Below are 25,053 nucleotides of genomic sequence, written 5' to 3'. Positions count from 1 at the left end.
ATGGTTACAGTCCCACGTCCTTCATCCCCGCCTCGTTGTAGCGGGTGCCGGCGACGGCCTCCGGCGCGAACAGGGCGTCCAGCGCCGCCACCTGCTCCGCCGTCAGCCGGAGCGAGGCGGCGGCCGCGTTCTCGGCGAGGTAGCTGCGGCGCTTGGTGCCCGGGATCGGCACGACGTGGTCGTGCTTCGACAGCAGCCAGGCCAGCGCCACCTGGGCCGGCCTGGCCCCGAGATCGGCGGCGAAGTCGCCGAAGGCCTCGGCCAGGCGCCGGTTCTGCGCCATCGCGTCTTCGGCGAAGCGCGGATTGACGCGGCGGAAATCATCCGCCGCCAGCGACGAGGTGTCGGTCACCGCGCCGGTGAGGAAGGCGCGGCCGAGCGGCGAATAGGCGACGAGGGTGGTGCCCAGTTCGCGGCAGGCCGCCAGCACCCCGCTGCGTTCCTGGTCGCGGGTCCACAACGAATATTCGCTCTGCACCGCCGCGATCGGGTGCACCGCATGAGCCCGGCGCAGCGTCTCGGCCGACACCTCGGACAGGCCGATCTGCCGCACCTTGCCCGCCTTCACCAGCTCGGCCATGGCGCCGACCGACTCCTCGACCGGCACGTCGATGTTGCGGCGATGCATGTAGTAGAGGTCGATGACATCGGTGCCCAGGCGCTGCAGCGAGGCCTCGACCGCGGCCCGGATATAGGCCGGCGAGTTGTCGATCCGCCGCCCGGCGACGCCAGGCTCGCGCACGATGCCGAATTTGGTGGCCAGCACCACCTGGCCGCGGCGGCCCTTGAGGAAGCGGCCGATCAGCTCCTCATTGTGCCCCGACCCGTACAAGTCGGCGGTGTCGAGGAAATCGATGCCGTGCTCCAGCGCCGCGGCGAGGGTGTCGAGCGACTGGGCGTCGTCGCGGGGGCCGTAGAATTCGGACATGCCCATGCAGCCGAGGCCGATGGCGGAGACGGTGGTGCCGTCCTGGCCGAGAGAGCGTCTGTCCATGGTTCTTCTCCTGGATTTCGAGGCCGCCGGTCGCGTCGACCGCTGCGGCACGCCAGGAGAATGGGGGTTGGGCGATCATGCGATAACCCGTAGATATGGGCATGAGCTGATGAATGGAATTCAGCAATGCTGCGTCCCGACCTTCCCGATCTGGCTGCGTTCGCGGCGGTGGCGCGGCACCGCAGCTTCCGCCGCGCAGCGATCGAGCTGGCCCTGTCCGCCTCCGCCGTCAGCCACGCGATCCGCGGGCTGGAGGAGCGGCTGGGGGTGCGGCTCTTGAACCGCACCACCCGCAGCGTCACGCCGACCGAGGCCGGCGACCGGCTGCTGGCCCGGCTGGAGCCCGCCTTCCGCGACATCGAGGGCGCCGTCGGGGAGATCGACCAGTTCCGCCGCCAGCCGGCCGGGTCGCTGCGAATCACCACATCGATCCCGGCGGCGGAGCTGATCCTGGCGCCGATGGTGGCGCGGTTCCTGGAGGCCTATCCGGAGATCCGGCTGGAAATCGCGGTCACCAGCGCCCTGATCGACATCGTCGCCGGCGGATTCGATGCCGGCGTGCGCCTGGGCGAGCAGCTGGAGCGCGACATGGTCGCGGTGCGCTTCGGCGGCGAACAGCGGATGATCGTGATCGCCGCCCCCGCCTATCTCGCGCGGCGGCCGCGGCCGCAGACGCCGCGCGACCTGACCGAGCATGCCTGCCTCGGCTACCGCTTCCCGAGCGGCGTGGTCTATGCGTGGGAGTTCGAGAAGGACGGCCGGGAGCTGACGGTCAGCCCGAACGGACCGCTGATCGTCAACAACGACCAGCGGCTGCTGATCCGGACGGTGCTGGACGGCGCCGGCCTGGGCTTCGTGTTCGAAGGCATGGTCACGGCGGAGCTGGCGGATGGCCGGCTGCTGCCGCTGCTGGAGGACTGGTCGCCGCCCTTCCCGGGCTTCTTTCTGTACTATCCGCGCCAGCGCCAGATGCCGGCCGCGCTGCGCGCCTTCATCGATTTCATCCGCGCCGACACCCTGGCCGCCGGCCGGCCCTGACCGGGCCGGCGCGATTCGCAACGGAGGGTGGCACGATGGACGGTGAAACAGCGGCGATGACGGCCGCCCTGCCCGCACCCATCCCCTTCGTCATCTCCGCGAAAGCGACGCGGAAGCGGGGGATGACGTCCGAAGGAACGCGAGAGCGCTGAACCAGTCTCCGATCCGTTCCCGGTAGCCCTCACCCGTAGCGCTGTTCCTGCCAGGGGTCGGCTTCGTTGTGGTAGCCGCGCTCCTCCCAGAAGCCGGGGCGGTCGGCGGCCACGAACTCGATCCGCTTCACCCATTTCGCGCTCTTCCACAGATACCATTTCGGCAGGATCACCCGCAGCGGGCCGCCATGCTCGACTGTGATCGGCTGGCCGTCATGATGGGTCGCCAGCAGCACGTCGTCATCGGCGAAGGCGTCGAGCGCGACATTGGTGGTGTAGGTGTCGTAGCTGTGGAAGATGACATGGTTCGCCTCCGCCTTGGGCTGCACCGCCGACAGCAGGTGCAGGGCCGAGACGCCGCGCCAGCGGTTGTCAAAGCGCGACCACGCGGTGACGCAATGCATGTCCGAGACGTCCTCGAACGCCGGCTGGGCCAGGATGTCATCCCAGCGCCACACCGTCGGGGTGTCGACCAGCCCGTCGATGGTCAGCCGCCACTTGTCGAGCGGGATCTCCGGCTGCACCCCGAGGTCGAGCACCGGCCAAGTCTTGACTTCGCGCTGGCCGGGCGGCAGCCGTACCCGGTCGGGGTCTGCGGTGACACCGGTCAGCAGCCGGCCCTCGCGCGCCCAGCGCTGCTTGCTCTCCACCAGCTTCGGCCGGACCGAGCCGAGATCACCGTCTTCCGCCATGGCCATGCTCCCCGGCCGGCCCACGAGACTGTGGCCGCGGCCTGCTCAAACAGATAGCGTCGCCCCACAGATGGCATCTTCGGGCCGGCCGATCCAGGGGCCGGAGAGGGGAACGATCGCATGGTCCCTCGGTTAAGATCGGCATCCGCATCCCGCCGCCCGGCGGTGCCCCGCCCGGAAACGCCTTGCCCACCCGCAACCCGTCCGAGCCGATGACCCGTCTTCTCCATCTCCTCTGCCTCGCTTTCATCCTGCTGGCCCCGGGCCTCGCCGCCGCCCAGGTCCCCGCCGCCCCGGCGCCGGCGGCCAAGCCGGCGGAGGCCGACCCGGAGCGGGTCAGGGCGCTGATCGGCACGCTGCAGGACGACAAGGCGCGGGCCGAGCTGATCGCCCGGCTGCAGCTGATGCTGCAGGCGCAGGAGCCGCCGGCGGACAAGCAGACCACGCTGGAGGCGGTGGGCAGCCAGGCCCTGGTCGCGGTGTCGGACAAGATGCGCGACGTCACCGGCGGGGTCGCCGTCATCGGCAGCACCCTGGCGCAGTCGCCCCAGCTGCTGGTCTGGGCCCGCGACCAGCTGGGCGATCCGGACGCCCGGGCGCGCTGGATCGCGATCTTCCTCAACGTGCTCGGCGTCTTCGTCGCCGGCCTCGCCGCCGGCCTGCTGGTGGTGCGGCTGCTGCGCGGCGCGCGGCGGGCGCTCGACCGCCACCCCCCTGCCACGCTGTGGGGCAAGCTGCCACTGATCCTGGGCCAGGCGGTGCTCGACTTCCTGCCGCTGCTCGCCTTCGTCTTCGCCGCCTATGGCGTGACCAGCGTGCTGGCGCCGCCGCAATTCGTCACCATCGTGGTCACCGCGCTGGTCTATGCCGCGCTGATCAGCGGCGTAGCGCTGATGCTGATCCGCATCGTGCTGACGCCGGAGCACCCACGGCTGCGGCTGCTGCACATCGGCGACGAGACCGCGGGCTACCTCTACATCTGGTCGAAGCGGCTGATCCGGCTGACCGTGTTCGGCTACCTCACGGTGGTCACCGCCTCGGTGCTGGAACTGCCCTATGGCGGGCTGACCGCGCTGACCTACCTGGTCGGGCTGGTGATCGTGGCCATGCTGGTGGTGCTGATCCTGCAGAACCGGCACCCGGTGGCCGACTGGCTGCGCGGCCGCCGCCACGGCGCGGCAGGGGACGATGCGGCGGTGACCCGGGCCGTCGGCACCGCCCGGCGGCGCTTCGCCGATGTCTGGCACCTCGTCGCCATCGCCTATGTCGGCGCCACCTTCGTGATCTGGGCGCTCGGCATCAATGGCGGCTTCGCCTTCATCCTCCGCGCCACCGTCCTGACCGTGCTGGCCCTGGTGCTGGCGCGGCTGGTGTCGCTCTACGGGCCGCGGCTGATCCACCGCGCCTTCTCGATCGGGCCGGAGCTGAAGGGCCGCTACCCCGGGCTGGAACAGCGCGCCAACCGCTACCTGCCGGTGCTGGACAACGCGCTGAAGATCATCGTCACCATCGCCACCATCCTGGTGCTGCTCGAGGTCTGGCAGCTCGGCGGCATCGCCTGGATGGAGACCGAGACCGGCCGTGCCGTGCTGCAGAGCGGCGGGGCGATCCTGTTCATGCTGGTGGCCTCGCTGGTGGCGTGGGAGGTGGTCAGCCAGCTGATCGAATTCCATCTCAACCGGCACGATTCCACAGGCCGGCTGGTGCAGCGCAGCGCCCGGGTGCGCACCCTGCTGCCGCTGCTGCGCAACGCCTTCCTCATCCTGCTGATCACGGTCGCGGTGCTGATGATCCTGTCCGAGGTCGGGCTGAACATCGCGCCGCTCTTGGCCGGCGCCGGGGTGGTGGGCCTGGCCATCGGCTTCGGCGCCCAGACCCTGGTCAAGGATGTCATCACCGGCGTCTTCATCCTGTTCGAGGACACGCTGGCGATCGGCGACGTGGTCCAGCTCGGCAGCGACAGCGGGTCGGTCGAGACCATCACCATCCGCACCATCCGGCTGCGCGACGAGACCGGGGCGGTGCACACCATCCCGTTCAGCTCGGTGACCTCGATCATCAACATGACCAAGGATTTCTCCTTCGCCGTGTTCAACATCGGCATCGGCTACGACCAGGATGTCGACAACGTCATCGAGGTGCTGCGCGACCTCGGCCGCGAGCTGCAGCTCGACCCGGAATGGGCGCCGAACATCCTGGCGCCGATCGAGGTCATCGGCCTCGACAAGTTCGGCGAGAGCACCGTGACCATCAAGGCGCGGATCAAGACGCCACCGATCAAGCAATGGGGGGTGATGCGGGAGTTCAACCGCCGGATGAAGCGGCGCTTCGACGAGCTCGGCATCGACCTGCCGTTCCCGCACCGGATGGTGCTGACCCGCAGCCTGGACAAGCCGGACGGCGACGCCGCCACCTCCAGCTCCGCGGCTCAGGGCGCGTCGTCGTGAGGATCGAAGCTGGAATCGTGCTTCTTGCGGGCCAGATGCATCAGCCCCAGGTTCAGCGCGATGATGCCGACCACCGCGATCCCGAGCGCGATCCAGCCATGGATGCTCATCTCCAGATTGAAGAGATCGCTCATCGCGTTTCCCTCTTGTTGCGGTGCGACGCGTTTTCGGGTGCCAAGCGCCGCGCCGATCTGTAGTCTGCGCCCATCCGCCAATGGTTCCGTGGCTAGAGAGGGCTAGAGCCATGACGCTCGAGGAGAGGTGCATCTCCGCCGGCCTGAAGATGACCGATCAGCGTCGTGTCATTCTCCAGGTCTTGACCGAATCGGCCGACCACCCGTCGGTCGAGACCGTGTATCACCGTGCCCGCGAGATCGACGCGTCGATCAGCATCGCGACCGTATACCGCACCCTGCATCTGCTCGACGAGCTGAACCTGGTGCAGCGGCATGACTTCAACGAGAACTACTCCCGCTTCGAGGTCAATCTCGAGCATCACCACCACCTGATCGATCTTGAGACCGGCGAGGTCATCGAGTTCAAGGACCAGGAGCTCGAGGTGTTGAAGGAGAAGATCGCCCGGCGGCTCGGCTTCGAACTCGTCGATCACAGGCTTGAACTCTATGGCCGCAAGAAGAAGTCCTGAAAGCTGCGGCTCCGGCGGGCCGCCCTTCGCGGACGGCACTGCCGATTGCCGCTGCCACCAGGCGGTGACCCGCGCCTATGCCGAGATGGTGGCTCGCGGCGCCCCCGGCTCGGTGGCGCTGGAGGCGGCGATCCGCGTCTTCGTCTACCATCACCCCGAGGTCCCGGCGTTCCGCGCCCATGACACCGTGGAGACCTGGGTCTACACCGGTCCGCTGAACTGACCCTCCCCCCTGACACCGGTCCTTCCGGTGCGCGGCGTCCGTCCCTGCTGCAGCGATTGCGGCTGCCCAGCGGGCTGGTCCTCTTCGTCTTCCTCGCCAGCCACCTGCTCAACCACGCCGCCGGGCTGATCTCGCTCGACGTGATGGAGCGCGGCCTCGGCCTGTTCATCCTGGTGTGGGAGAAGCAACCGGGGCTGATCCTGCTGTCCGCCGCCTTCGCGGTCCACATCGCCAACGCCCTGGCCTCGATCTGGCAGCGCCGCAGCTTCCGGCTGAAGGGCTGGCAGGCGGCGCAGCTGGGGCTCGGCCTGGCCGTGCCGATCCTGCTGGCGGCCCATGTCTTCGGCACTGTGATCGCCTATGAGGTGTTCGGCGTCGGCACGCCCTACCGCTATGTGCTGGCGCGGCTGTGGGTCGAGGGCGGCGGCACCGGCGCCTGGGCGCAGGCCTTGCTGGTGCTGGTCGCCTGGGGCCATGGCTGCATCGGCCTGCACTACTGGCTGCGGCTCAAGCCCTGGTATGGCAGGGCGCTGCCCTATCTCTACGCCGCGGCGCTGCTGCTGCCGGCGCTCGCCCTCGCCGGCTTCGTCTCGGCCGGGATGCAGGTCTCGGCGCTGGCGGCGCAGCCGGGATGGATGGAGGCGCTGTACCGCGCCAACAAGCTGACGCCCGAGGCCCGGGCCTTCGCCGAGAACGGGGCGCTGTGGACCCGGCTGGCGATCCTGGCCGTGGTCCTCGCCGCCTTCGCCGGGCCGGTGGCGCGCATGCTGCTGGCCCGGCGCGGCGGGCCGAAGCTGTACTACCGCGACAGCCGGGTGCTCGACATCATCCCGGGCGCCACCGCGCTGGAGATCATCCGCGCCGCCGGCATCCCGCAGGCCATGGTCTGCGGCGGCCGCGGCCGCTGCTCGACCTGCCGGGTGCGGATCGGCACGGGCGGCGAGCACCTGCCGCCGCCCAGCCCCGAGGAGGCCCGGGTGCTGCAGCGCATCGGCGCGCCCGAAGGGGTGCGGCTGGCCTGCCAGATCCGGCCGGTGCGGGACCTCGAGGTCACGCCGCTGCTGCCGCCGACCGCGACCGCGCGCGAGGGCTTCCACGGCCCCGGCCACCGCCACGGCCAGGAGCGCGAGGTGGCGGTGATGTTCGCCGATTTGCGCGGCTTCACCCAGCTGTCGGAGCACCGGCTGCCCTACGACGTGGTGTTCCTGCTGAACCGCTATTTCGCCGCCATGGGCCAGTCGATCGAGGAGGCGGGCGGCCAGGTCGACAAGTTCATCGGCGACGGGGTGATGGCGCTGTTCGGGGTCGAGAGCGGGCGCGACGCCGGCAGCCGCCAGGCGCTCGACGCCGCCCGGCGGATGGCGGCGCGGCTGGCCGAGCTGAACCAGGCCCTGGCGTCGGACCTGAAGGAACCGCTGCGCATGGGCATCGGCCTGCATGTCGGCCCGGCCATCGTCGGCGAGATGGGCTATGGCGGGGTCAAGGGCCTGACCGCGGTCGGCGACACCGTCAACACCGCCAGCCGGCTGGAAGGCCTGTGCAAGACCTACACGGCGGAGCTGGTGGTGTCGCAGGACCTGATCGACCACGCTGGCGCCGACCTCTCGGCCTTCCGCATCGAGCGGGTGGCGATCCGCGGCCGCGGCAACGACCTGTCGATCCGCATCGTGCCGGAGATCGCCGAGTTGCCCGTCTGAGGCTGAAGACGCAGGGGAAGGGCCTCTCTTTTCCTTGTCATGCCACGGCTTGACCGTGGCATCCAGGGCGGCCAGAGCAGCTCTTGGTGGCCCCTGGATTGCCCGGTCAAGCCGGGCAATGACAGTGGAAATGGAGAGCCCTCAGATCGTGACGCCCAGCAGCGTCTGCAGGAAGGCGCGGAGGGCGGCCCACAGGGCGGCGGAGATCGCCACCAGGATGCCGGCCGCCGCCGCGGTGGCCGCCCAGCCGACCGAGACCGCGACGCCGTCGCGCTCGATCAGGCCGACGGCGAAGGCTGCGATGGCCAGCGCCGGCACCATGTTGCCCAGCGGGATCGGCAGGAATAGGATCACGGCCAGCAGCAGGCAGGCGGCGCCGATGAAGCGGTCCGCCACCGGCCCGATCAGCAGGGTCAGCCGTGGCCGCAGCAGCCGCTCCGCCTTCTCCAGCCAGGGTGCCATGCGGTCGACCAGCCGGGCGAAATCCGCCCGCGCGACCGACCGGTTGGTGATCAGCCGCGGCAGCCACAGCACCGACCGGCCGATCATCAGCTGGAAGGTGATGAACAAGAGCGGCGCGCCCAGCACCGATGAGGTGCCGGGCGGCGTCGGCAGGGCGTTCGGCGCGGCGAAGACCAGCATCAGCGCGCCGAAGGCCCGGTCGCCGAAGGCGGCCAGGATGTCGGCGATGGCGATGCGCTCGCGGTCGGCCGCGGCCAGGTCGCGCAGCACCTCGGAGAAGCGGCGTCGGCGCCTCTCCCCGCTGGCGGGATCGTCTCGGGTCTCGGTCGGCGGCGCGTCGGGCAAGCGGGTCGTCCGGCGTGGTGGCGTCCGCCCCGGTGATAGCGGGGCGGCCAGGGCCGGCGCAAGCGCGAGGGTGGGTCGGAGCCCGCGCGTCACCTCTTCCGCAAGCGCGACCTTTTCAGAACACCATCCCATCCCTTCGCCGTCATTCCCGCGAAAGCGGGAATCTCTTTCCGGTCAAAATGCCGCGAGATCCCCGCTTTCGCGGGGATGACGGATTGGGGGATTTCGAAAAGGTCTCGTAAACGGGAGAGGCAATCGGTGGTCAAGCCTCCCGCGCCGCCCACAGCAGGCCGCGGTGCAGGATGGTGCGCATCGCCTGGTTCTCGAACTCCTCCACCCGGTGGCCCAGCGCGCTGTAGAACACCCGGCCGGCGCCGTGCTTGCGCTTCCACACCACCGGCATGGTGTGGCCGGCGATCCAGGCGGCGTGGTCGCCGGTGAAGGTGGTCTCGGCCAGCACCTCGTTGTTCGGGTCGACATGCATGTAGTACTGCTCGGACCGGTAGTCGAAATCCTCCAGCCCCTGCATCACCGGGTCGTCCCGCCGGGTCACCCGCACGCGGTAGTCGATGATGTTGCCGGGGTGCGACACCCACTGGCCGCCGGTCATGAACTGGTACGCCACCTCGTTGCGGAAGGCGTCGCACATGCCGCCATGGAAGCCGGCCAGGCCGACCCCGCTCTCGACCGCGCTGGTCAGGTTGGTGACCTCCTCCTTCTCCATCGTCGACATGGTGTAGATCGGCACGATCAGGTGCATGTCCTTCAGGCCCGGGTCGGCGAAGGCCTCGGTGGTGTCCTCGATGAACACCTCGAAGCCGTCGTCGCGCAGCATCCCGGCCACCACATCCGCGCATTCCTGGGGGGTATGGCCGTTCCAGCCGCCCCAGACGATCAGCGCCTGCCTCGTCATCGTTCGTCTCCCTAACGTCTCGTGTTTCAGGCGGCGGCCCGGCCGAAGGCAGGCTCCACCGGCATCGGTTCCGGCCGCGCGCAGCGGCTCTCGATCTCGATCGGCCGGCCCTCTTGGCCCGACCGCTCCACCGCCTCCATCACCTCCAGCACGTGGAAGGCCAGCTCGGCGCTGGCGCGGTGCGGCCGGCCGGCGCGGATGGCATGGGCCATGTCGGCGACGCCGATGATGCGGTAGTTGCCGTCGCCATAGGCGTGGCCGGTCGTCTCGGTCTGCCACTCCACCTTCCGTTCGGGCAGGGGCACCGAGATCTGCAGCTCGCCGCCGAAGATGTTCGGGTCGGGCACGCTCAGCGACGCGGTCTCGCCATAGATCTCGATCGGGGCGTGGCGGTGGGCCGGGATGTCGAAGCTCATCACCAGCGTCACCACGGCGCCGGAGGCGAAGGCCAGCGTGCCGGTGATGTGGGTCGGGGTGCCGACCGGCACGACCTGGCCGGCGCGCGGGCCGCTGGCGATGCGGCGCTCGGCGTAGGCGGCGGCGACCGTGCCGGTCACCCGCGCCACCGGGCCCAGCATGTTGACCAGGGTGGTCAGGTAGTAGGGGCCCATGTCGAACAGCGGGCCGCCGCCCTTGGCGTAGTAGAAATCCGGGTTCGGGTGCCAGCGCTCATGCCCCGGCACCATCATGAAGGCGGTGCCGGCGACCGGCCGGCCGATCCGCCCGGCATCGATCAGGGCGCGGGCGGTCTGCTGCCCGGCGCCCAGGAAGGTGTCGGGGGCGCAGCCGACGCGCAGCCCCTTGGCCGTCGCGGCGTCCAGCAGTTTGCGGCCCTCGGCGACGCTGATCGCCAGCGGCTTTTCCGAATGCACATGCTTGCCGGCGGCGATCGCCTGCAGCCCGACCGGGACATGCGCCTGCGGCGTGGTCAGGTTGACCACGATCTCGATGTCGGGGTCGGCCAGCAGCTGGTCGATGGTCCGGGCCGCGACGCCGAATTCGGCGGCCTTGGCCTGCGCCACCTCCAGGTTCAGGTCGGCGCAGGCCCTGACGGCCAGGATCGGGAAATGGGGTGCGGCCTTGAGATAGGCGCCGCTGATGTTGCCGCAGCCGATGATGCCGATGCCGACGGGTTTCTCGCTCATCCGGTGTTCCTCTCCGCTATCGCGCTCTGCCCTGTCCGTTCCAGGGCGATTCGTAGAGCTGCCGCAGCACCAGGCTGGCCGCGCCGCGGGCCCAGGCGTCGTCGCTCCACTCATGCAGGATGATCTCGGTGCCGCGCCGGATCGGCGCCGGCACGATGCGGTCGATGGTGGCCAGCAGCGCCGGCTCCATCAGGTCTCGGGCCTGGATCGCGCTGCCGGCCACGATCACCTTGGGCGGGCTGTGCAGCGTGATCAGGTTGCCGACGGCGAAGCCCAGGATGGCGCCGGCCTCCTCGAACAGGGCGCGGATGTCGGCCCGCCCGGCCCGGGCCATGTCGCGCAGCCGGCCGATGGCGCGCGGATCCTCCGGCGCGATCGTCCCGGCCTCGGCGCCCAGCAGGGCGCGGGCGCGGGTGACGATGCCGTGGTCCGAGACATAGGCGTCGATGCAGCCGCGCTGGCCGCAGCGGCAGGGCAGCCCGTCCAGCGCCATCTTGGTGTGGCCGAATTCGGTGCCCATCCCGGCGGCGCCGCGATGCACCTCGCCGTTCAGGAACAGGCCGAGGCCGACCGAATCCTCGACCGTCACCACGGCGAAGGTGTCGCTGTCGCGGCCCTGGCCGAACCAATGCTCGGCCAGGGTGACGAGATGGACGTCGTTCTCGACGATGGTGCGGATGCCCAGCCGGTCCTGGATCATCGCCGCCAGGGGCACGTCGGGCGTGCCCAGGATCGGGGTCCAGACGCAGGTGCCGCTGCGGCCGTCGATGAAGCCGGGCAGGCCGATGCCGATACCGCCCAGCCGGTCCAGGCCGAGATCGGCGTCGCCGACGCAGCGGCGGATGCCGTCCTCCAGGATGTCGGCCACCACGCCGGGCGCCTGGCGGGCGACGCGGATCGGCAGCGACAGGGTCTGCACCACATCGGCGGTGTAGTCGGTGACGGCGATGCTGATCTGGTGCGGCGCCAGCTTGACGCCGCAGACGAAGGCGGCCTCGCGGTTCAGCTCCAGCATCACCCGCGGGCGGCCGCGCGCCGCGGTGCCGACGCCTTCGACCGCCCGGGCCAGAATCAGGTTCTCCTCGATCAGCCCGCCGGTGATGGCCGAGATGGTGGCCGGCGCCAGCTCGGTGTGCTGCACGATTTCAACTCGCGAGATCGGGCCGCGGCGCCGCACCACATCCAGCACATGGAAGCGGTTGATCGCCCGCATCAGCTCCGGGTCGGCGGTCTTCATGGCCGGCCCGCCCCGGGGCGGTGCTGGAGGACGGTCCTCATTCCATCATGATCCGAATTTTATGGTGCGGTGCACCATGCGGTTTTCCGGATGGCGACGACGATGCGAAGCCAAGCCGATGCCCAGATTGCCCAATCTTTGCGCCATATCGTTTCGATTTGTCGACAATTGTCTGGTTTTTCGATCTTGACAGGGCCCACCCTAGCCGGTCTGATAAATTCGTAAAACGAAAAAAATAGCCGGTCGGGCAAAGTCTCCTTCGGGACGGTGCCGCAACCGCCCGCAACGGATCGGTGACGAGGAGGAAGGACGCATGGACAAGGCGCATTCCATCATCCGCAGTGACCGTCGAACCATCCCGAAGACCAAGGCTGCGGGGGCCGGCACGCGGGCCGCCGGCCCGACCCTGGGGCGGTAAAGGGCCGATGACACCCTCGACACACGGAAAGGCGGATATGGCAACGGACGCGAAGCTGCGCTGGGGCATCATCGGGCCGGGCAAGATCGCCCAGGCCTTTGCCGGGGGCGTGGCGCGGTCGCGCACCGGGCGGCTGGTGGCGATCGGCACCAGGGATCCGGCCAGGCCCGGCCTGGCCGAGGCCTTCCCCGGCGCCCGCATCCATGCCGGCTATGACGCGCTGCTGGCCGACCCCGAGATCGACGCGGTCTACATCGCCACGCCGCATCCCAGCCACGTGCATTGGGGCATCCGCGCGGTCGAGGCCGGCAAGCATGTGCTGTGCGAGAAGCCGATGGGCGTGAACGCCTACGACGCCATGGCCCTGGTCGACGCCGCCCGCCGCGCCGGCGTGTTCCTGGCCGAGGGCTACATGTACCGCACCCATCCGCAGACCAAGCGGCTGGCGGATCTGGTGGCCGGCGGCGCCATCGGCGAGGTGCGGATGATCCAGGCCAGCTTCGGCTTCGCCGCCGGCTTCAACCCCGACCACCGCCTGTTCGCCAACGACCTCGCCGGCGGCGGCATCCTCGATGTCGGCGGCTATCCCGTGTCGATGGCGCGGCTGATCGCCGGCGCCGCCTCGGGCAAGCCGTTCCTCGACCCGGTGAAGGTGACCGGGGCCGGGCATCTCGGCCGCACCGGGGTCGACGAATGGACAGCGGCGGTGCTGCAGTTCCCCGGCGGCATCGTCGCCCAGGTCGCGACCGGCGTGTCGCTCGCCCTCGACAACACGGTGCGAGTGTTCGGCACCAAGGGCCGGATCGAGGTCGCCTCGCCCTGGTTCTGCAGCGGCAAGGAGGGCGGCAGCAGCACGATCGTCATCACCCGCCCGGACGGCACGGCCGAGACCGTGGCGATCGACGAGCCGGGCTGGCTCTACGCCTTCGAGGCCGATGCGGTGGGCGACGCGGTCGCCGCCGGCCGGCGCGAATCCGCGGCGATGGGCCTGGCCGACAGCCTGGGCAACCTGAAGGCGATGGATGCCTGGCGCGCCGCGATCGGCCTGGAATATGCGCTGGAGACCCCCGCCCGCCGCACCGCGCCGGTCGACGGCCGGCCGCTCAAGGCCGGGGCGATGCGCCGGATCGACCTGCCCGGCGCCCAGCGCCCGGCCTCGGCCCTGGCCCTCGGCGCGGTCGGGGTGCAGAGCATCAGCCAGGCCGGGCTGCTGTTCGACCGCTTCTTCGAACGCGGCGGCAACACCTTCGACACCGCCTGGATCTACCGCAACGGCGACTCCGACCGGCTGCTCGGCCATTGGCTGGCCAGCCGCGGCGTGCGCGACGAGATCGTGCTGATCGGCAAGGGCGCGCACGCGCCGCTGTGCTACCCCGACGTGATTCCGCGCCAGCTGACCGAAACGCTCGACCGGCTGCAGACCGGCCGGCTCGACCTCTATCTGATGCACCGCGACAACCCCGACATCCCGGTCGGCGAGTTCGTCGACGTGCTGGATGCCGAGATCCGGGCCGGGCGCATCGGGTCCTGGGGCGGGTCGAACTGGACGCGGGAGCGGCTGGACGAGGCGGCCGCCTATGCCAAGGCCCGCGGCAGGCACGGGCCGGCCACGGTCAGCAACAATTTCAGCCTGGCCGAGATGATCCAGCCGGTCTGGGCCGGCTGCATCGCCGCCGCGGATGCGGAGTGGAAGGCCTGGCTGCGGCAGCGGCAGATGCCGCTGCTGGCCTGGTCCAGCCAAGCCCGCGGCTTCTTTACCGACCGCGGCGGCCGCGACCGGCACGAGGATCCGGAGCTGGAGCGCTGCTGGTACGGCGAGACGAATTTCCGCCGCCGCGACCGCGCCGCGGAGCTCGGCGCCCGGCAGGGCAAGTCGGCGAACCAGGTCGCCCTGGCCTACTGCCTGCACCAGGACTTCCCGATCCTGCCGCTGATCGGCCCGCTGACGCTGGAGGAGCTGGAGGATTCGCTGCAGGCGCTCGACATCGTGCTGACGCCCGAGGAGGTGCGCTGGCTGGAGGGTTGAACGAACCGGATCGAAACCAAACCCGTCGCCGGCAATGGCGGCGGGACCAGGGAGGACGAAGAGAGACATGAACAGACTTCTGTCGGGCCTCGCGGCCCTCGCCATGGCCGGGCTGGTCTCCGGCTCCGCCACGGCCGACGTCACGGTCAAATGGCTGCACATCGAGAACACGCCGGAGACGGTGGCCTGGATGCAGGGCGTCGCCAAGGCCTATGAGGCGGCGCATCCCGGCGTGACCATCCAGATGCAGTATCTCGAGAACGAGGCCTACAAGGCCAAGCTGCCGACCACGCTGCAGTCGCCCGACCGGCCGAACATCATCTACAGCTGGGGCGGCGGCGTGCTGCGCGACCAGGTCAAGGCCGGGGTCATCACGGACCTGACCGACGCGATGAAGGGCGAATGGGCCGACCGCTTCGGCCCGGCGGCGCTCGACGCCTTCACCATCGACGGCCATGTCTGGGGCGTGCCGGTGCTCGCCTCCCAGGTCGGCTTCTGGTTCAACAAGCCGCTCCTGGCCAAGGCCGGGGTCAAGGCCGAGGACATCAAGACCTGGGACGACCTCCTGGCCGCGGTGAAGACGATCAAGGCCGCCGGCATCGTGCCGCTCGCGACCGGCGGCGCCGACAAATGGCCGATCCATTTCTACTGGACCCACCTGGCGATCCGGCTCGGCGGCAAGGCGGCGTTCCAGTCGGCCTACAACCAGTCGGGCGACGGCTTCGACGGCCCGGTCTTCGTCAAGGCCGGCGAGCATCTGAAGGAACTGGCGGCGCTGGAGCCGTTCGAGCCCGGCTATCTCGGCCTGACCAACCCGCAGGCCTCCGGCTATTTCGGCGACGGCAACGCCGCCATGCACCTGATGGGCAACTGGGACTACAACACCAGCAAGAAGAACAGCGCCAGCGGCAAGGGCCTGGCCGACGCCGATCTCGGCTGGTTCCCGTTCCCGACGGTGGCGGGCGGCACGGGCGAGCCGACCGACGTGCTGGGCGGGGTCAATGGCTGGCTGGTGACCAAGGGGTCGCCGCCGGAGGCGGTCGATTTCCTGAAGTTCCTGACCACGCAGGAGAACCAGGCCAAGGCGGCGGAACTCGGCCTCTACATCCCGGTGGTCAAGGGCACGGCGGAGAAGCTCAAGAACCCGTTCTTCCGCCAGATGGCCGAGAACATCGCCAAGGCAGGCTATTTCCAGGTGTTCTACGACCAGATGCTGGGCGCCAATGTCGGCCGCGTGGTCAACGACGTCTCGGCCGACCTGGCCTCCGGCGCCACCGACCCCGCCGACGCCGCTTCCCAGGTGCAGGACGCCTGGGCGATGCATTGAGAGCCCATTTGGAAACGCGCCGGCGCGGCCGTCTGACGGCGGTTTTTCCGCTTCCGGTGCTCACGGACGACCATGTCCGCTGCGCGCCGGTTCTCAAAACCACCATCAGCCGACTCACGCCAACACGTTTCCAAACGGTCTCCGAGAGGGAAGGGGTGTTGGAGATGTCCCATTTCCGAGACGATCGGCTTCCTTCCTTGTCCCCCCTCCCCTTGCGGGAGGGGGCTAGGGGGAGGGGTCTGCGCGCGTCTGCGCGCGAATGCGTCGGGCCGCACCTCGGTGCCTTGGCCTGTCGCCGGCTCGGAGCGGAGGGAACCCCCTCCCCCTACCCCCCTCCCGCAAGGGGAGGGGGGACTCAAAGCGAGCCGGCCTTCGCGGGTGCGCCCCGATGACCGCCGTCGCCCTGTCGCACGACCATGCCGCCGCCCGGCGCCGCCGCACCGCCCTGCGGTCGCGGGTGGCGCCGATCGTGCTGATGCTGGTGCCGGCGCTGGCCGTGTTCACCATCTTCGTCATCCTGCCGATGGGCGAGGCCGGCTTCTACAGCCTGTTCAAATGGAACGGCTACGGCAGCCCGGAGGATTTCGTCGGGCTGAAGAACTTCGGGCTCCTGCTGCAGAACCGCACCTTCTGGTCGGCGCTGACCAACACCGGGCTGATCATCGCGGTGTCGCTGGCGATCCAGCTGCCCCTGGCCCTGGCGATGGCGCTGCTGCTGGCCGAGAAGCTGCGCGGCCGGGTGGCGTTCCGCATGGTATTCTTCCTGCCCTACATTCTGGCCGAGGTGGCGACCGGGCTGATCTGGAAATTCCTGTATGACGGCCAATACGGCGCCGTCGCCCTGATCTGGGGCTGGTTCGGGGCCCAGGCGCCCTTCGTCCTGGCCGACCGCGGCTGGGCGATGGCGGCGGTGCTGCTGCTGGTGGTGTGGAAGTATTTCGGCTTCCACATGATGCTCTACATCGCAGGCCTGCAGAACATCCCGCACGAGATCATCGACGCCGCCCGGATCGACGGCGCCTCGCGCTGGCAGATCGTGCGCCGGATCAAGATCCCGATGCTGTTCCCGACGATCCGACTGTCGGTGTTCTTCTCGGTGGTCGGCGCGCTGCAGCTGTTCGACATGGTGATGGCGCTGACCCGCGGCGGCCCGTCCAACGCCACCCATTCGCTGGTCACCTATCTCTTCAGCTTCGGCATCATGCGGATGGAGGTCGGCTTCGGCAGCGCCGTCGGCGTGGTGCTGTTCCTGATCTGCGTCACCTTCTCGATCGTCTACCGCCGCACCCTGATGCGGGGGGATTAGGACCGCCCATGGCCGCGCGCACGTTTCGCCCCTCCACCCTGCCGCAATACCTGGTGCTGCTCGCCGTCGCCGGGATGGTGCTGGTGCCGCTGGTCGCCACCGCGCTCGGCGGCTTCAAGACGCTGGGCGAGCTCAGGGTCAACCCGGTCGGGCTGCCAGGTAGCTGGGACGGCGGCGTCTACTGGGAGATCCTGAGTTCGCCGCTGTTGTGGCGCATGCTGTTCAACTCGCTGGTCATCGCCGTGCTCACCGTCGGCCTGACCCTGATCGCCGGGTCGATGGCGGCCTTCGTCTTCGCCCATGTCGTGTTCTTCGGCAGCCGCATGCTGCTCAGCTACTTGCTGCTGGGGCTGATGTTCCCGGCGGCAACGGCGATGCTGCCGCTGTTCATTCGGGTCCGCGACCTCGGCCTACTCGACACCTATTGGGGCGTGGTGCTGCCGCAGGTCGCCTTCGGCCTGGGCATGGCGATCCTGATGCTGCGCGGCTTCTTCCGCCAGCTGCCGCACGAGCTGTGGGAGGCGGCGCGGGTCGATGGCTGCGGCTACTTCCAGTTCTACCTGCGCGTGACCCTGCCGCTGTCGCGCCCGATCCTGGCCACGGTCGCGGTGTTCGCCCTGGTCGCCAGCTGGAACAACTACATGCTGCCGCTGATCATGTTCAACGCGCCGGAGATGTATCCCTGGCCACTGGGGATCATGAACTACCAGGGCGAATTCTCGACCGAATGGAACAAGATCCTGGCCTTCGTCACCCTGACCCTGGCACCGGCGATCGCCTTCTTCCTGCTGGCCCAGCGCCACATCGTCGCCGGCCTGGCCGGCGGCGCGGTCAAGGGGTAGGGCCGGCCTCCGTCCCTGGCTCACGTTGCCGGCATGTAGGTCAGGAAGCTGGCGGCGCGGCGATAGCCGACGCGGCCATAGACCGGGGCGCCGGCGTCGGTGGCGTGCAGGACCGTCCGGGTCAGCCCCGTTGCCTTGTGCCCGGCCTGCAGCGCCCGCCGCACCACTGCCTCGCCATAGCCCTTGCGCTGGGCATCCGGCCGGGTGGCGACCAGCGCAAGATACAGGCGCCCGCCATGCGCCACCGCCGAGGCGGCGGAGACGGCGCGGTCGCCCTCATAGCCGAGATAGGAATGGGCCGTCTTGGTCCACAGCGTCGACCCGGCCAGCCCGGCCCGGCCCCATTCCAGCGGGAAGCCATAGCCCTCGCAGTTGATGTCGGCATAGGCCTCGAGCGCGGTCGCGTCGGTCACGCGTTCGATCCGCAGCCCGGGATGGGGCGGCGCCTCCAGCGGCAGGATGTTGCCGGCCATGCCGGTGATCGGCATGGCGAAGTCCAGCCCGGCCTGCACCAGGGCCTCCGGCAGGCCCTCTTTGGCCGCGCCGCTCAGGAACTCGTCGCAGACATAGATCAGCCCCGACTGGCGCTTGCCCCGGACATAGGCCGCCGCCTCGACCAGACGGGCCCGCAGCAGCCTGGCATCCGCCAGCTGCTCGGTCAGGAACACCGCGTTCCAGAACGGGAAGGGGCTGTCGGCCCAGCTGACCGACAGGCCCGGCCGGTTGGTCAGGTCGACGCCCGGCCGGTCGGCCACCAGCGCCTTCCAGACCGAGGCGTACTGCTCCACGGATTCGACGGTTTCGGCGTCTGTCGTTTTTGGCATGCTGGGCTCCCGAGATTTCGCCGCGATGGACGGCGTCTCGTGAGCCTGGGAATCCCGTACTACGCTGCGATGTCAGGTCCGGCGATGATGGGTTACGCCAGTAACAGCTGGCTATACGGGCCGGTCGCCCAGGATGGTGGCGCGGTGCATCACCCGCCGGTTCGGCAGGTAGTCGGCCAGGGCGTAGTGCTGGGTGCAGCGGTTGTCCCAGAAGGCGACGTCGCCCGGCTTCCAGCGCCAGCGCACGGTGAATTCCGGCTTGGCGACATGGTCGAACAGGAAGCGCAGCACCGCGTCGCTCTCCTTGGCCGAGAAGCCGGTGATGCGGGTGGTGAAGCCCTCGTTGACGAACAGCCCCTTGCGGCCGGTCACCGGATGGGTGCGCACCACTGGGTGGGTGACCGGCGGGTTCTTGTCGCGCGCCGCCTGCCAGCGCTCGCGCTCCTCCGGCGCGGTGAAGCGCTCGGGCGGGAAGGACCGCGCGAAATCGTGCAGCGCGGCCAGCCCGGTCAGGAAGCCCTGCCAGGCCGGGGCCAGCGCGTCGAAGGCGGCGACGCTGCTGGACCAGCTGGTGTCGCCGCCCGACGGCGGCAGCTGCTGCGCCGCCAGCACCGCGCCCATCGGCGGGGTCTCGATGAAGGTGACGTCGGTGTGCCAGTTGTCGTTGTCCGGCTGGTTGTCCGGATGGGTGTCGAGGATGATGATCTCCGGCACCTCCGCCACATGCGGATAGACCGGGTGGACGTGCAGGGCGCCGAAGCGGGCGGCGAAGTCGCGATGCGACGCCGGGGTCAGGTCCTGGTCCTCGAAGAACAGCACATGGTGCTGCAGCAGGGCGCGGTTGATGGCGGCGACATGGGCCTCACCCTGGGGCTGGGCCAGGTCGACGCCGCGGACCACGGCGCCGATGGTCGGGTTCAGCGGCTGGACGGAAAGGATGGTCGACAGGCTGTCGGGCATGGCGGACCTCCCGGTTCGCGAGGGTGTGTCAGACGCGCCCGTGCCAGGGCGTCAGGCGACGCTGCAGCAGGCGCAGGGCGTATTCCAGCACGAAGGCGACGACGGCGATCACCAGGATGCCCAGCACCACCACGTCGGTGACCAGGAACTGGGCCGCGCTCTGGATCATGAAGCCCAAGCCGCTGGTGGCCGCCACCAGCTCGGCCGCGACCAGGGTCGACCAGCCGACGCCCAGGCCGATGCGCACCCCGGTCAGGATCTCCGGCAGCGCGTTGGGCAGGATGACGTGGCGCAGCAGCTGGGCCTTGGTGGCGCCCAGGGCGCGGGCGGCGCGCAGCCGGTCTGGCGGCACCGCGCGCACCCCCGATGCGGTCGAGATCGCGATCGGGGCGAAGATGGCGAGGAAGATCACCAGGATCTTCGAGGCCTCGCCGATGCCGCACCAGATGATGACCAGCGGCAGATAGGCCAAGGGCGGGATCGGCCGGTAGAACTCGATCAGCGGGTCCAGGATGCCGCGCGCCACCCGGCTGGTGCCGATGGCCAGGCCGACCGGCACCGCGACCACCAGGGCCAGGGCCAGGGCGGCGAAGACGCGGCCCAGGCTGGCCGCCAGGTGCTGGGCCAGAGTGGCGTCGGCGAAGCCGTTGGTGGTGACGGTGACCAGCTTGTGCAGCACCGCCTGCGGCGTCGGCAGGAACAGGGGCGGGACGAGGCCGAGATTGGAGACGATTCCCCACAGGAGCAGGAGGCCCACCACGGTGGCGAGGCTGATCAGCCGCGTCCCGCGGCCTCTTTTGTTGCTGGCCCGCGGGATCGTTCCCTCGCGAACCGGCTGGGACGTCGATGGCTGGAGCACGAAATCAGTCAATCAGGCCGCCTCGCGCTCGAAGATCTCATCCATCACCCGCTCGCGCAGGGCGATGAAATCCGGGTCGGACTTGATCCGGCGGGCCGGCTCGCCGGCACAGTAGCGGCGGCCGAAATCGAGTTTCAGCTCGTCGATGATGCGACCGGGCCGCGGCGACATCACGATCAGCCGGGTCGCCAGGAACAGCGCTTCCTCGATGCTGTGGGTGATCAGGAACAGGCTCTTGCCGGTGCGGTGCCACAAATCCAGCAGCAGCTCCTGCATCCGTTCCCGCGTCAGGGCGTCGAGCGCGCCCAGCGGTTCGTCCAGCAGCAGCACCTGCGGATCCGCCGCCAGCGCCCGGGCCAGGCCGACGCGCTGGCGCATGCCGCCCGACAGCTCCCACAGCCGCTGCCGTTCGAAGCCTTCCAGCCCGACCAGCCTCAGGATGCGCCGGGCCCGGTCGTCGCGCTCGGCCGGGGCAATCCCGCGCAGCCGCAGCGCAAAGCCGACATTGCCCAGCACGTCAAGCCAGGGGAACAGGGCGTCGTCCTGAAAGACGACGCCCCGCTCCACCCCAGGTCCGGTCACACGAACGCCGCCGAGTGTGACCGTCCCTGCCTCGGGGGCCAGGAAGCCCGCCATCAGGTTCAGCAGTGTGGTCTTGCCGCATCCCGACTGGCCGAGGGCGACGACGAATTCGCCCGGCTCGATCGCGAGGGAGATCCGGTCCAGCGCACGGATGTCGCCATCCGCCGCGGGATAGGTCACCGAAACGGCATTCACTGCCAGAACCGACATTGCGGGCCTCTCTGCGCCCTGTGTTCAGTTCGTCGTCGCAGCCGCGGCGACGAAACGGGCATCGACATAGGGCGCGTAGTCGGTCAACGCCTGGTCGATTTTACCCTGTTCCTGCAGAAACGTCGCGGTGGCCGTGATCGCCTTGGCCGTGCCGCCACCCAGGAGGTTGGGGCCGGCCTGCTCGGCCGCCACCGGGAAGACGCTGCCCTCCAGCAACGCCGGGATCTCCTCGGGCTTCGCCCCGGTCAGCCGCGCGATCTTGACGACCTCGTCCGAATTCGCGGTCCACGCCTTGGGGTTGGCGCGGTAGGCCGCGTATTCCTTCAGCGTGACGTCGGCGAAGGCCTGCACGACCTCGGGATGCGCGTCGATCAGGTCGTTGCGGGCGATCCAGGCGTCGAAGGTCGGGGCGCCCCAGCCGGCCACCTCGGTCGAGGTGACCAGGACCTTGCCGTTTTCCTTCAGCTTGCCCAGCGCCGGATCCCAGACATAGGCGGCGTCGATGTCGCCGCGCTGCCAGGCCGCGGCGATCTCCGGCGGGCGCAGGTTCAGGATCTTGACCGACGCCGGGTCGATGCCCCAGTGCTTCAGCGCCGCCAGCAGGCTGTAATGGGTGGTCGAGACGAAGGGCACGGCGATGGTCTTGCCGGCCAAGTCCGCCGGCTTGTCGATGCCGGCGCCGTTGCGCACCACCAGCGCCTCGGCGGCGCCGATCTCGGATGCGATCAGGATGGTGCGGATCGGCAGCTGCTGGCTGGCGGCCGCGGCCAGCGGGCTGGACCCGACATAGCCGATCTGGACCGAGCCCGAGGCGACGGCGGCGATGACGTCGGCGCCGCTGTCGAATTTGCGCCAGGCGATGGTGCGGCCGGCGGCCTTCTCATACAGCCCGTCGGCCTGGGCCACCTTCGACGGCTCGACCGTGGTCTGGTAGGCGATGGTCAGGGTCTCGTCGGCTCGGGCGTAGCCGCTGATGACGATGGTGGCGGCACCGGCCAGAAGGGACCATCGCAGGATCTGGATCAGCATGGGGAATGTCCTGGGGCGAGGCGGAAGGCGCACGCTCGGGGCCGGTCGCGCAATGCGCGGTTCAGACGGCCGGGGCGCCGGGATGGGGAAGGCGGACGTCCGGGTCAGGCCGCGCTGCGACAGCGGGGCCGACGGGCGCACCGGGCGACGGGCCGGCTGCCGGGATCGATGGACAGAGACATGGACGTCGACTCCTCGAGACCACGAACCCGGTGGTGTCGCTTAGCGTTTGATGACGCGGCGCAAGCTGCACGGAAACTTGCCGCGGACGGTCCCCAAGACGGGCTCGACAGGACAGAGGTTTTCACAGCTGAGCGGATCAAGTCAACAAGATTAACATCAACACGCGCTGTTGGTGAATTTAAGCACATAATAAATTAGTATTTACCCGTCCCGATTCCCCTTTCCCGCCGGTACGGCTATGGTCCGGCCATGCCGAAATCCCTCCGCCCTCCGGCGCCGCTCGCCCTGCTCGCCGTCTCCGGCCTCGACCGCCCGGTGGCGCTGCGCCGCAACGCGCGGGCGCGCCGGCTGTCGCTGCGGCTCGACCCGGCGCTGGGCGAGGTGGTGGTGGTCGCCCCGCTGCGGGTGTCGACCCAGCTGATCACCGATTTCGTCACCCGCCATGTCGACTGGGTGCGCCGCCGCCGCGCCGCCATGCCGGTCCGCACCCCGTTCCTGCCCGGCACCGAGATCCCGATTCTCGGCACCCCGCATCGGATCATCCATGATCCGGCGGCCGGCCGCTCAGCCCGAGTCGTGAACGGTGAGCTGCGGGTCGGCGGCCCGGCCGAACATGTCGGCCCGCGCGTGCTGGCCTGGCTGAAGGCGGAGGCGCGGCGCCAGCTGCTGGCCCGCAGCCGGGCGACGGCGCTGCAGCTGGGCGTCAACGTCACCGCCGTGACCGTGCGCGACACCCGCAGCCGCTGGGGCAGCTGCGCCTCCAGCGGCCGCATCAGCTATTCCTGGCGCCTGCTGCTGGCACCCGAGCCGGTGCTCGACTACGTCGTGGCGCATGAGGTCGCGCATCTCGTCGAGATGAACCATTCGGCCCGGTTCTGGGCGGTGGTCGACCGGCTGCACCCCGACTCCGACCGCTGCCGCGCCTGGCTGAAGGCCAAGGGGCAGGACCTGCACCTCTATGGGTGAGCAGGCCGCGGAGAACCGCATCCGGCAGACCGGGGGCGCCCAGCCCTCGGCCGCCATCGCCGTGGTGCTGACGCTCTTGACCGGCTTCGGGCCGATGTCGACCGACCTGTATTTGCCGTCGCTGCCGGCGCTGGTCACCGCCTTCGGCAGCGACATCGCCACGGTGCAGCTGACGCTCAGCGTCTTCCTGGTCGGCTTCGCCGCGGCGCAGCTCATCTACGGCCCGCTGTCCGACCGCATCGGCCGGCGGCCGGCGATCCTGGCGGGCATCACCATCTTCACCGGCGCCAGCATCGCCTGCGCGCTGGCGACCTCGATCGAGATGCTGATCCTGTGCCGCTTCCTGCAGGCGCTCGGCGCCTGCAGCGGCCCGGTGCTGGGCCGCGCCGTGGTGCGCGACCTGTACGGTCCCGGGCGGTCGGCCCGGATCCTGGCCTACATGTCGATGGCGATGGCGCTGGCGCCGGCGATCGGGCCGATGATCGGCGGCGTGCTGCAGCAGGCCTTCGGCTGGCCGGCGACGTTCTGGCTGCTGGTCGGCTTCGGCGCCGTGATGCTGGTCTCGGTGCTGGCCCTGCTGGGCGAAAGCAACCGCCACCGCGACCCGCTGGCCACCAGCCCGGCCCGGCTGGTGCGCAACTACGGTGCCCTGCTGCGCCACCGCCGCTATGTCGGCTATGTCCTGATCGTCGCCTGCAGCTACAGCGCGATCTTCACCTTTATCTCTGGCTCGTCCTTCGTGCTGTCCGGCATGCTCGGCCTGTCGCCGCCGGTCTACGGCGCTTGCTTCGGCATCGTCTGCGTCGGCTACATCTGCGGCACCTTCGGCGCCGGCCGGCTGACGCTGCGCCTCGGCATCGACCGCATGATCGCGGCCGGGACGCTGGTGATGCTGGCCGGCGCCGCGCTGATGACCGGCCTGGCCGCCGCCGGGGTGTTCACCGTCTGGGCGGTGGTCGGGCCGTTCGTCCTGGTCATGGCCGGCATCGGCCTGACCTTCCCCAACGCCATCGCCGGGGCGATCGGGCCGTTCCCGACCATGGCCGGCACCGCCTCGGCGCTGATGGGCTTCATCCAGATGACGCTGGCGGCGCTGGTCGGCATCGCCATCGGCCAAGCCACCAGCCCGGCGACCGGCGGCCTGCCGATGGCGCTGGCGGTGCTGCTGACGTCGCTGGGCGCCCTGGCGGCGTTCCGGCTGCTGGTCAGGCCTTCGAGCGGACGGCCAGCCGGAACGGCCTGATGTCGATCTCCCGCCACACCCCGCCGGTGACATAGGGATCGGCGGCGATGATGGCGTCGAGAGCGGCCCGGTCCGGCACCTCGTAGATGATGCTGGAGCCGATCATCCGGCCGTCGTCGTCCAGGATCGCGCCGCCGACGACGACCACGCCCTCCTCCGTGTACCGGCGGGCGCCGGCCATATGGGCCTCGCGCACCGCCAGCCGCCGGGCCGGCGCCTCGGCGTCGCTGCCGTCCTTCGCGGTCACCAGGAACTGCATGGCTCTCCTCCCATGTCGAGCCCGCGAG

Annotated in this window: 24 protein-coding genes; 11 read left to right on the top strand and 13 right to left on the bottom strand. The window is 69.9% G+C overall.

Annotated elements, in window-relative coordinates; genetic code table 11:
• Positions 1–4: 4 nt before the first annotated feature.
• Positions 5–994 (bottom strand): aldo/keto reductase, encoded by a 990-nt coding sequence (locus E9232_RS30055; RefSeq protein WP_309800531.1) that lies wholly within the window; start codon positions 992–994, stop codon positions 5–7.
• A 126-nt stretch (positions 995–1,120) separates the two neighbouring features.
• On the opposite strand from E9232_RS30055, the gene E9232_RS30050 reads away from it, so the two are divergent.
• Complete coding sequence (locus E9232_RS30050) at positions 1,121–2,032, top strand: LysR family transcriptional regulator (RefSeq protein ID WP_309800529.1); 912 nt, start codon at positions 1,121–1,123, stop codon at positions 2,030–2,032.
• Positions 2,033–2,213: 181 nt separating this feature from the next.
• On the opposite strand, the gene E9232_RS30045 is transcribed toward E9232_RS30050, so the two are convergent.
• Positions 2,214–2,876 carry a sulfite oxidase-like oxidoreductase gene (locus tag E9232_RS30045; protein ID WP_309800528.1) on the bottom strand — a complete coding sequence of 221 codons (663 nt, stop codon included), beginning with the start codon at positions 2,874–2,876 and terminating at the stop codon, positions 2,214–2,216.
• Positions 2,877–3,088: 212 nt separating this feature from the next.
• On the opposite strand from E9232_RS30045, the gene E9232_RS30040 reads away from it, so the two are divergent.
• A complete protein-coding gene (locus tag E9232_RS30040; RefSeq protein ID WP_309800526.1) occupies positions 3,089–5,323 on the top strand; it encodes a mechanosensitive ion channel domain-containing protein in 2,235 nt (744 codons plus the stop codon).
• On the opposite strand, the gene E9232_RS30035 is transcribed toward E9232_RS30040, so the two are convergent.
• Positions 5,305–5,457, bottom strand: a complete 153-nt coding sequence (locus E9232_RS30035) for a hypothetical protein (protein WP_309800525.1) — start codon at positions 5,455–5,457, stop codon at positions 5,305–5,307. The two genes, E9232_RS30040 and E9232_RS30035, sit on opposite strands and share 19 nt — an antisense overlap.
• Positions 5,458–5,567: 110 nt before the next feature.
• Here E9232_RS30035 and E9232_RS30030 point away from each other — a divergent pair, with 110 nt between their 5' ends.
• From E9232_RS30030 to E9232_RS30020, 3 genes are read left to right on the top strand one after another with little or no spacing between them, the layout of a single operon-like run.
• Positions 5,568–5,969, top strand: coding sequence for a Fur family transcriptional regulator (locus tag E9232_RS30030; protein ID WP_309800523.1), 402 nt, complete (start codon positions 5,568–5,570; stop codon positions 5,967–5,969).
• Positions 5,947–6,192, top strand: a complete 246-nt coding sequence (locus E9232_RS30025; RefSeq protein WP_309800520.1) for a hypothetical protein — start codon at positions 5,947–5,949, stop codon at positions 6,190–6,192. The genes E9232_RS30030 and E9232_RS30025 overlap by 23 nt, the downstream gene beginning before the upstream one ends.
• A 56-nt stretch (positions 6,193–6,248) precedes the next feature.
• Positions 6,249–7,889, top strand: a complete 1,641-nt coding sequence (locus E9232_RS30020; protein ID WP_309800518.1) for an adenylate/guanylate cyclase domain-containing protein — start codon at positions 6,249–6,251, stop codon at positions 7,887–7,889.
• Positions 7,890–8,030: 141 nt separating this feature from the next.
• Here E9232_RS30020 and E9232_RS30015 read toward each other — a convergent pair whose 3' ends face one another.
• From E9232_RS30015 to E9232_RS30000, 4 genes are all read right to left on the bottom strand, one after another.
• Positions 8,031–8,696 carry an exopolysaccharide biosynthesis protein gene (locus tag E9232_RS30015; RefSeq protein WP_309800516.1) on the bottom strand — a complete coding sequence of 222 codons (666 nt, stop codon included), beginning with the start codon at positions 8,694–8,696 and terminating at the stop codon, positions 8,031–8,033.
• Between the two features lie 262 nt (positions 8,697–8,958).
• Entirely contained in the window at positions 8,959–9,609 is a 651-nt protein-coding gene (locus E9232_RS30010) for a ThuA domain-containing protein (RefSeq protein ID WP_309800514.1), read from the bottom strand.
• Between the two features lie 26 nt (positions 9,610–9,635).
• Positions 9,636–10,754 (bottom strand): Gfo/Idh/MocA family protein, encoded by a 1,119-nt coding sequence (locus E9232_RS30005; RefSeq protein ID WP_309800512.1) that lies wholly within the window; start codon positions 10,752–10,754, stop codon positions 9,636–9,638.
• A gap of 16 nt (positions 10,755–10,770) precedes the next feature.
• Positions 10,771–11,991 (bottom strand): ROK family protein, encoded by a 1,221-nt coding sequence (locus tag E9232_RS30000; RefSeq protein ID WP_309800510.1) that lies wholly within the window; start codon positions 11,989–11,991, stop codon positions 10,771–10,773.
• Between the two features lie 455 nt (positions 11,992–12,446).
• Between E9232_RS30000 and E9232_RS29995 the strand changes: the two genes are divergently transcribed.
• From E9232_RS29995 to E9232_RS29980, 4 genes are all read left to right on the top strand, one after another.
• Positions 12,447–14,435 carry an aldo/keto reductase gene (locus E9232_RS29995; RefSeq protein ID WP_309800507.1) on the top strand — a complete coding sequence of 663 codons (1,989 nt, stop codon included), beginning with the start codon at positions 12,447–12,449 and terminating at the stop codon, positions 14,433–14,435.
• A 67-nt stretch (positions 14,436–14,502) separates the two neighbouring features.
• A complete protein-coding gene (locus tag E9232_RS29990; RefSeq protein WP_309800505.1) occupies positions 14,503–15,762 on the top strand; it encodes an ABC transporter substrate-binding protein in 1,260 nt (419 codons plus the stop codon).
• 388 nt (positions 15,763–16,150) lie between these two features.
• Positions 16,151–17,068 (top strand): carbohydrate ABC transporter permease, encoded by a 918-nt coding sequence (locus E9232_RS29985; RefSeq protein WP_309800503.1) that lies wholly within the window; start codon positions 16,151–16,153, stop codon positions 17,066–17,068.
• Between the two features lie 8 nt (positions 17,069–17,076).
• The gene (locus E9232_RS29980; protein WP_309800502.1) at positions 17,077–17,910 is read left to right on the top strand and encodes a carbohydrate ABC transporter permease; all 834 of its coding nucleotides are present in this window, start codon (positions 17,077–17,079) and stop codon (positions 17,908–17,910) included.
• Between the two features lie 20 nt (positions 17,911–17,930).
• Here E9232_RS29980 and E9232_RS29975 read toward each other — a convergent pair whose 3' ends face one another.
• From E9232_RS29975 to tauA, 5 genes are all read right to left on the bottom strand, one after another.
• Complete coding sequence (locus E9232_RS29975; RefSeq protein WP_309800500.1) at positions 17,931–18,734, bottom strand: GNAT family N-acetyltransferase; 804 nt, start codon at positions 18,732–18,734, stop codon at positions 17,931–17,933.
• Positions 18,735–18,845: 111 nt separating this feature from the next.
• Positions 18,846–19,694 (bottom strand): taurine dioxygenase, encoded by an 849-nt coding sequence (gene tauD / locus E9232_RS29970; RefSeq protein ID WP_309800499.1) that lies wholly within the window; start codon positions 19,692–19,694, stop codon positions 18,846–18,848.
• 28 nt (positions 19,695–19,722) lie between these two features.
• Entirely contained in the window at positions 19,723–20,553 is an 831-nt protein-coding gene (gene tauC / locus E9232_RS29965) for a taurine ABC transporter permease TauC (protein WP_309800649.1), read from the bottom strand.
• Positions 20,554–20,565: 12 nt separating this feature from the next.
• Positions 20,566–21,345: a taurine ABC transporter ATP-binding subunit gene (tauB, locus tag E9232_RS29960; RefSeq protein WP_309800498.1), complete on the bottom strand. Its 780-nt coding sequence runs from the start codon at positions 21,343–21,345 to the stop codon at positions 20,566–20,568.
• A 24-nt stretch (positions 21,346–21,369) separates the two neighbouring features.
• Positions 21,370–22,374: a taurine ABC transporter substrate-binding protein gene (tauA, locus tag E9232_RS29955; protein ID WP_309800496.1), complete on the bottom strand. Its 1,005-nt coding sequence runs from the start codon at positions 22,372–22,374 to the stop codon at positions 21,370–21,372.
• Between the two features lie 432 nt (positions 22,375–22,806).
• On the opposite strand from tauA, the gene E9232_RS29950 reads away from it, so the two are divergent.
• Complete coding sequence (locus E9232_RS29950) at positions 22,807–23,523, top strand: M48 family metallopeptidase (RefSeq protein ID WP_309800494.1); 717 nt, start codon at positions 22,807–22,809, stop codon at positions 23,521–23,523.
• Positions 23,516–24,766, top strand: coding sequence for a multidrug effflux MFS transporter (locus tag E9232_RS29945; protein ID WP_309800492.1), 1,251 nt, complete (start codon positions 23,516–23,518; stop codon positions 24,764–24,766). The genes E9232_RS29950 and E9232_RS29945 overlap by 8 nt, the downstream gene beginning before the upstream one ends.
• Here the strand turns inward: E9232_RS29945 and E9232_RS29940 are convergent.
• Entirely contained in the window at positions 24,729–25,025 is a 297-nt protein-coding gene (locus tag E9232_RS29940) for a YciI family protein (protein WP_309800490.1), read from the bottom strand. The genes E9232_RS29945 and E9232_RS29940 overlap by 38 nt on opposite strands.
• Between the last annotated feature and the right edge of the window lie 28 nt (positions 25,026–25,053).

Source organism: Inquilinus ginsengisoli (assembly GCF_031453975.1).
GTDB lineage: Bacteria > Pseudomonadota > Alphaproteobacteria > DSM-16000 > Inquilinaceae > Inquilinus > Inquilinus ginsengisoli_A.
This window is presented reverse-complemented; position numbering and strand designations above follow the sequence as displayed.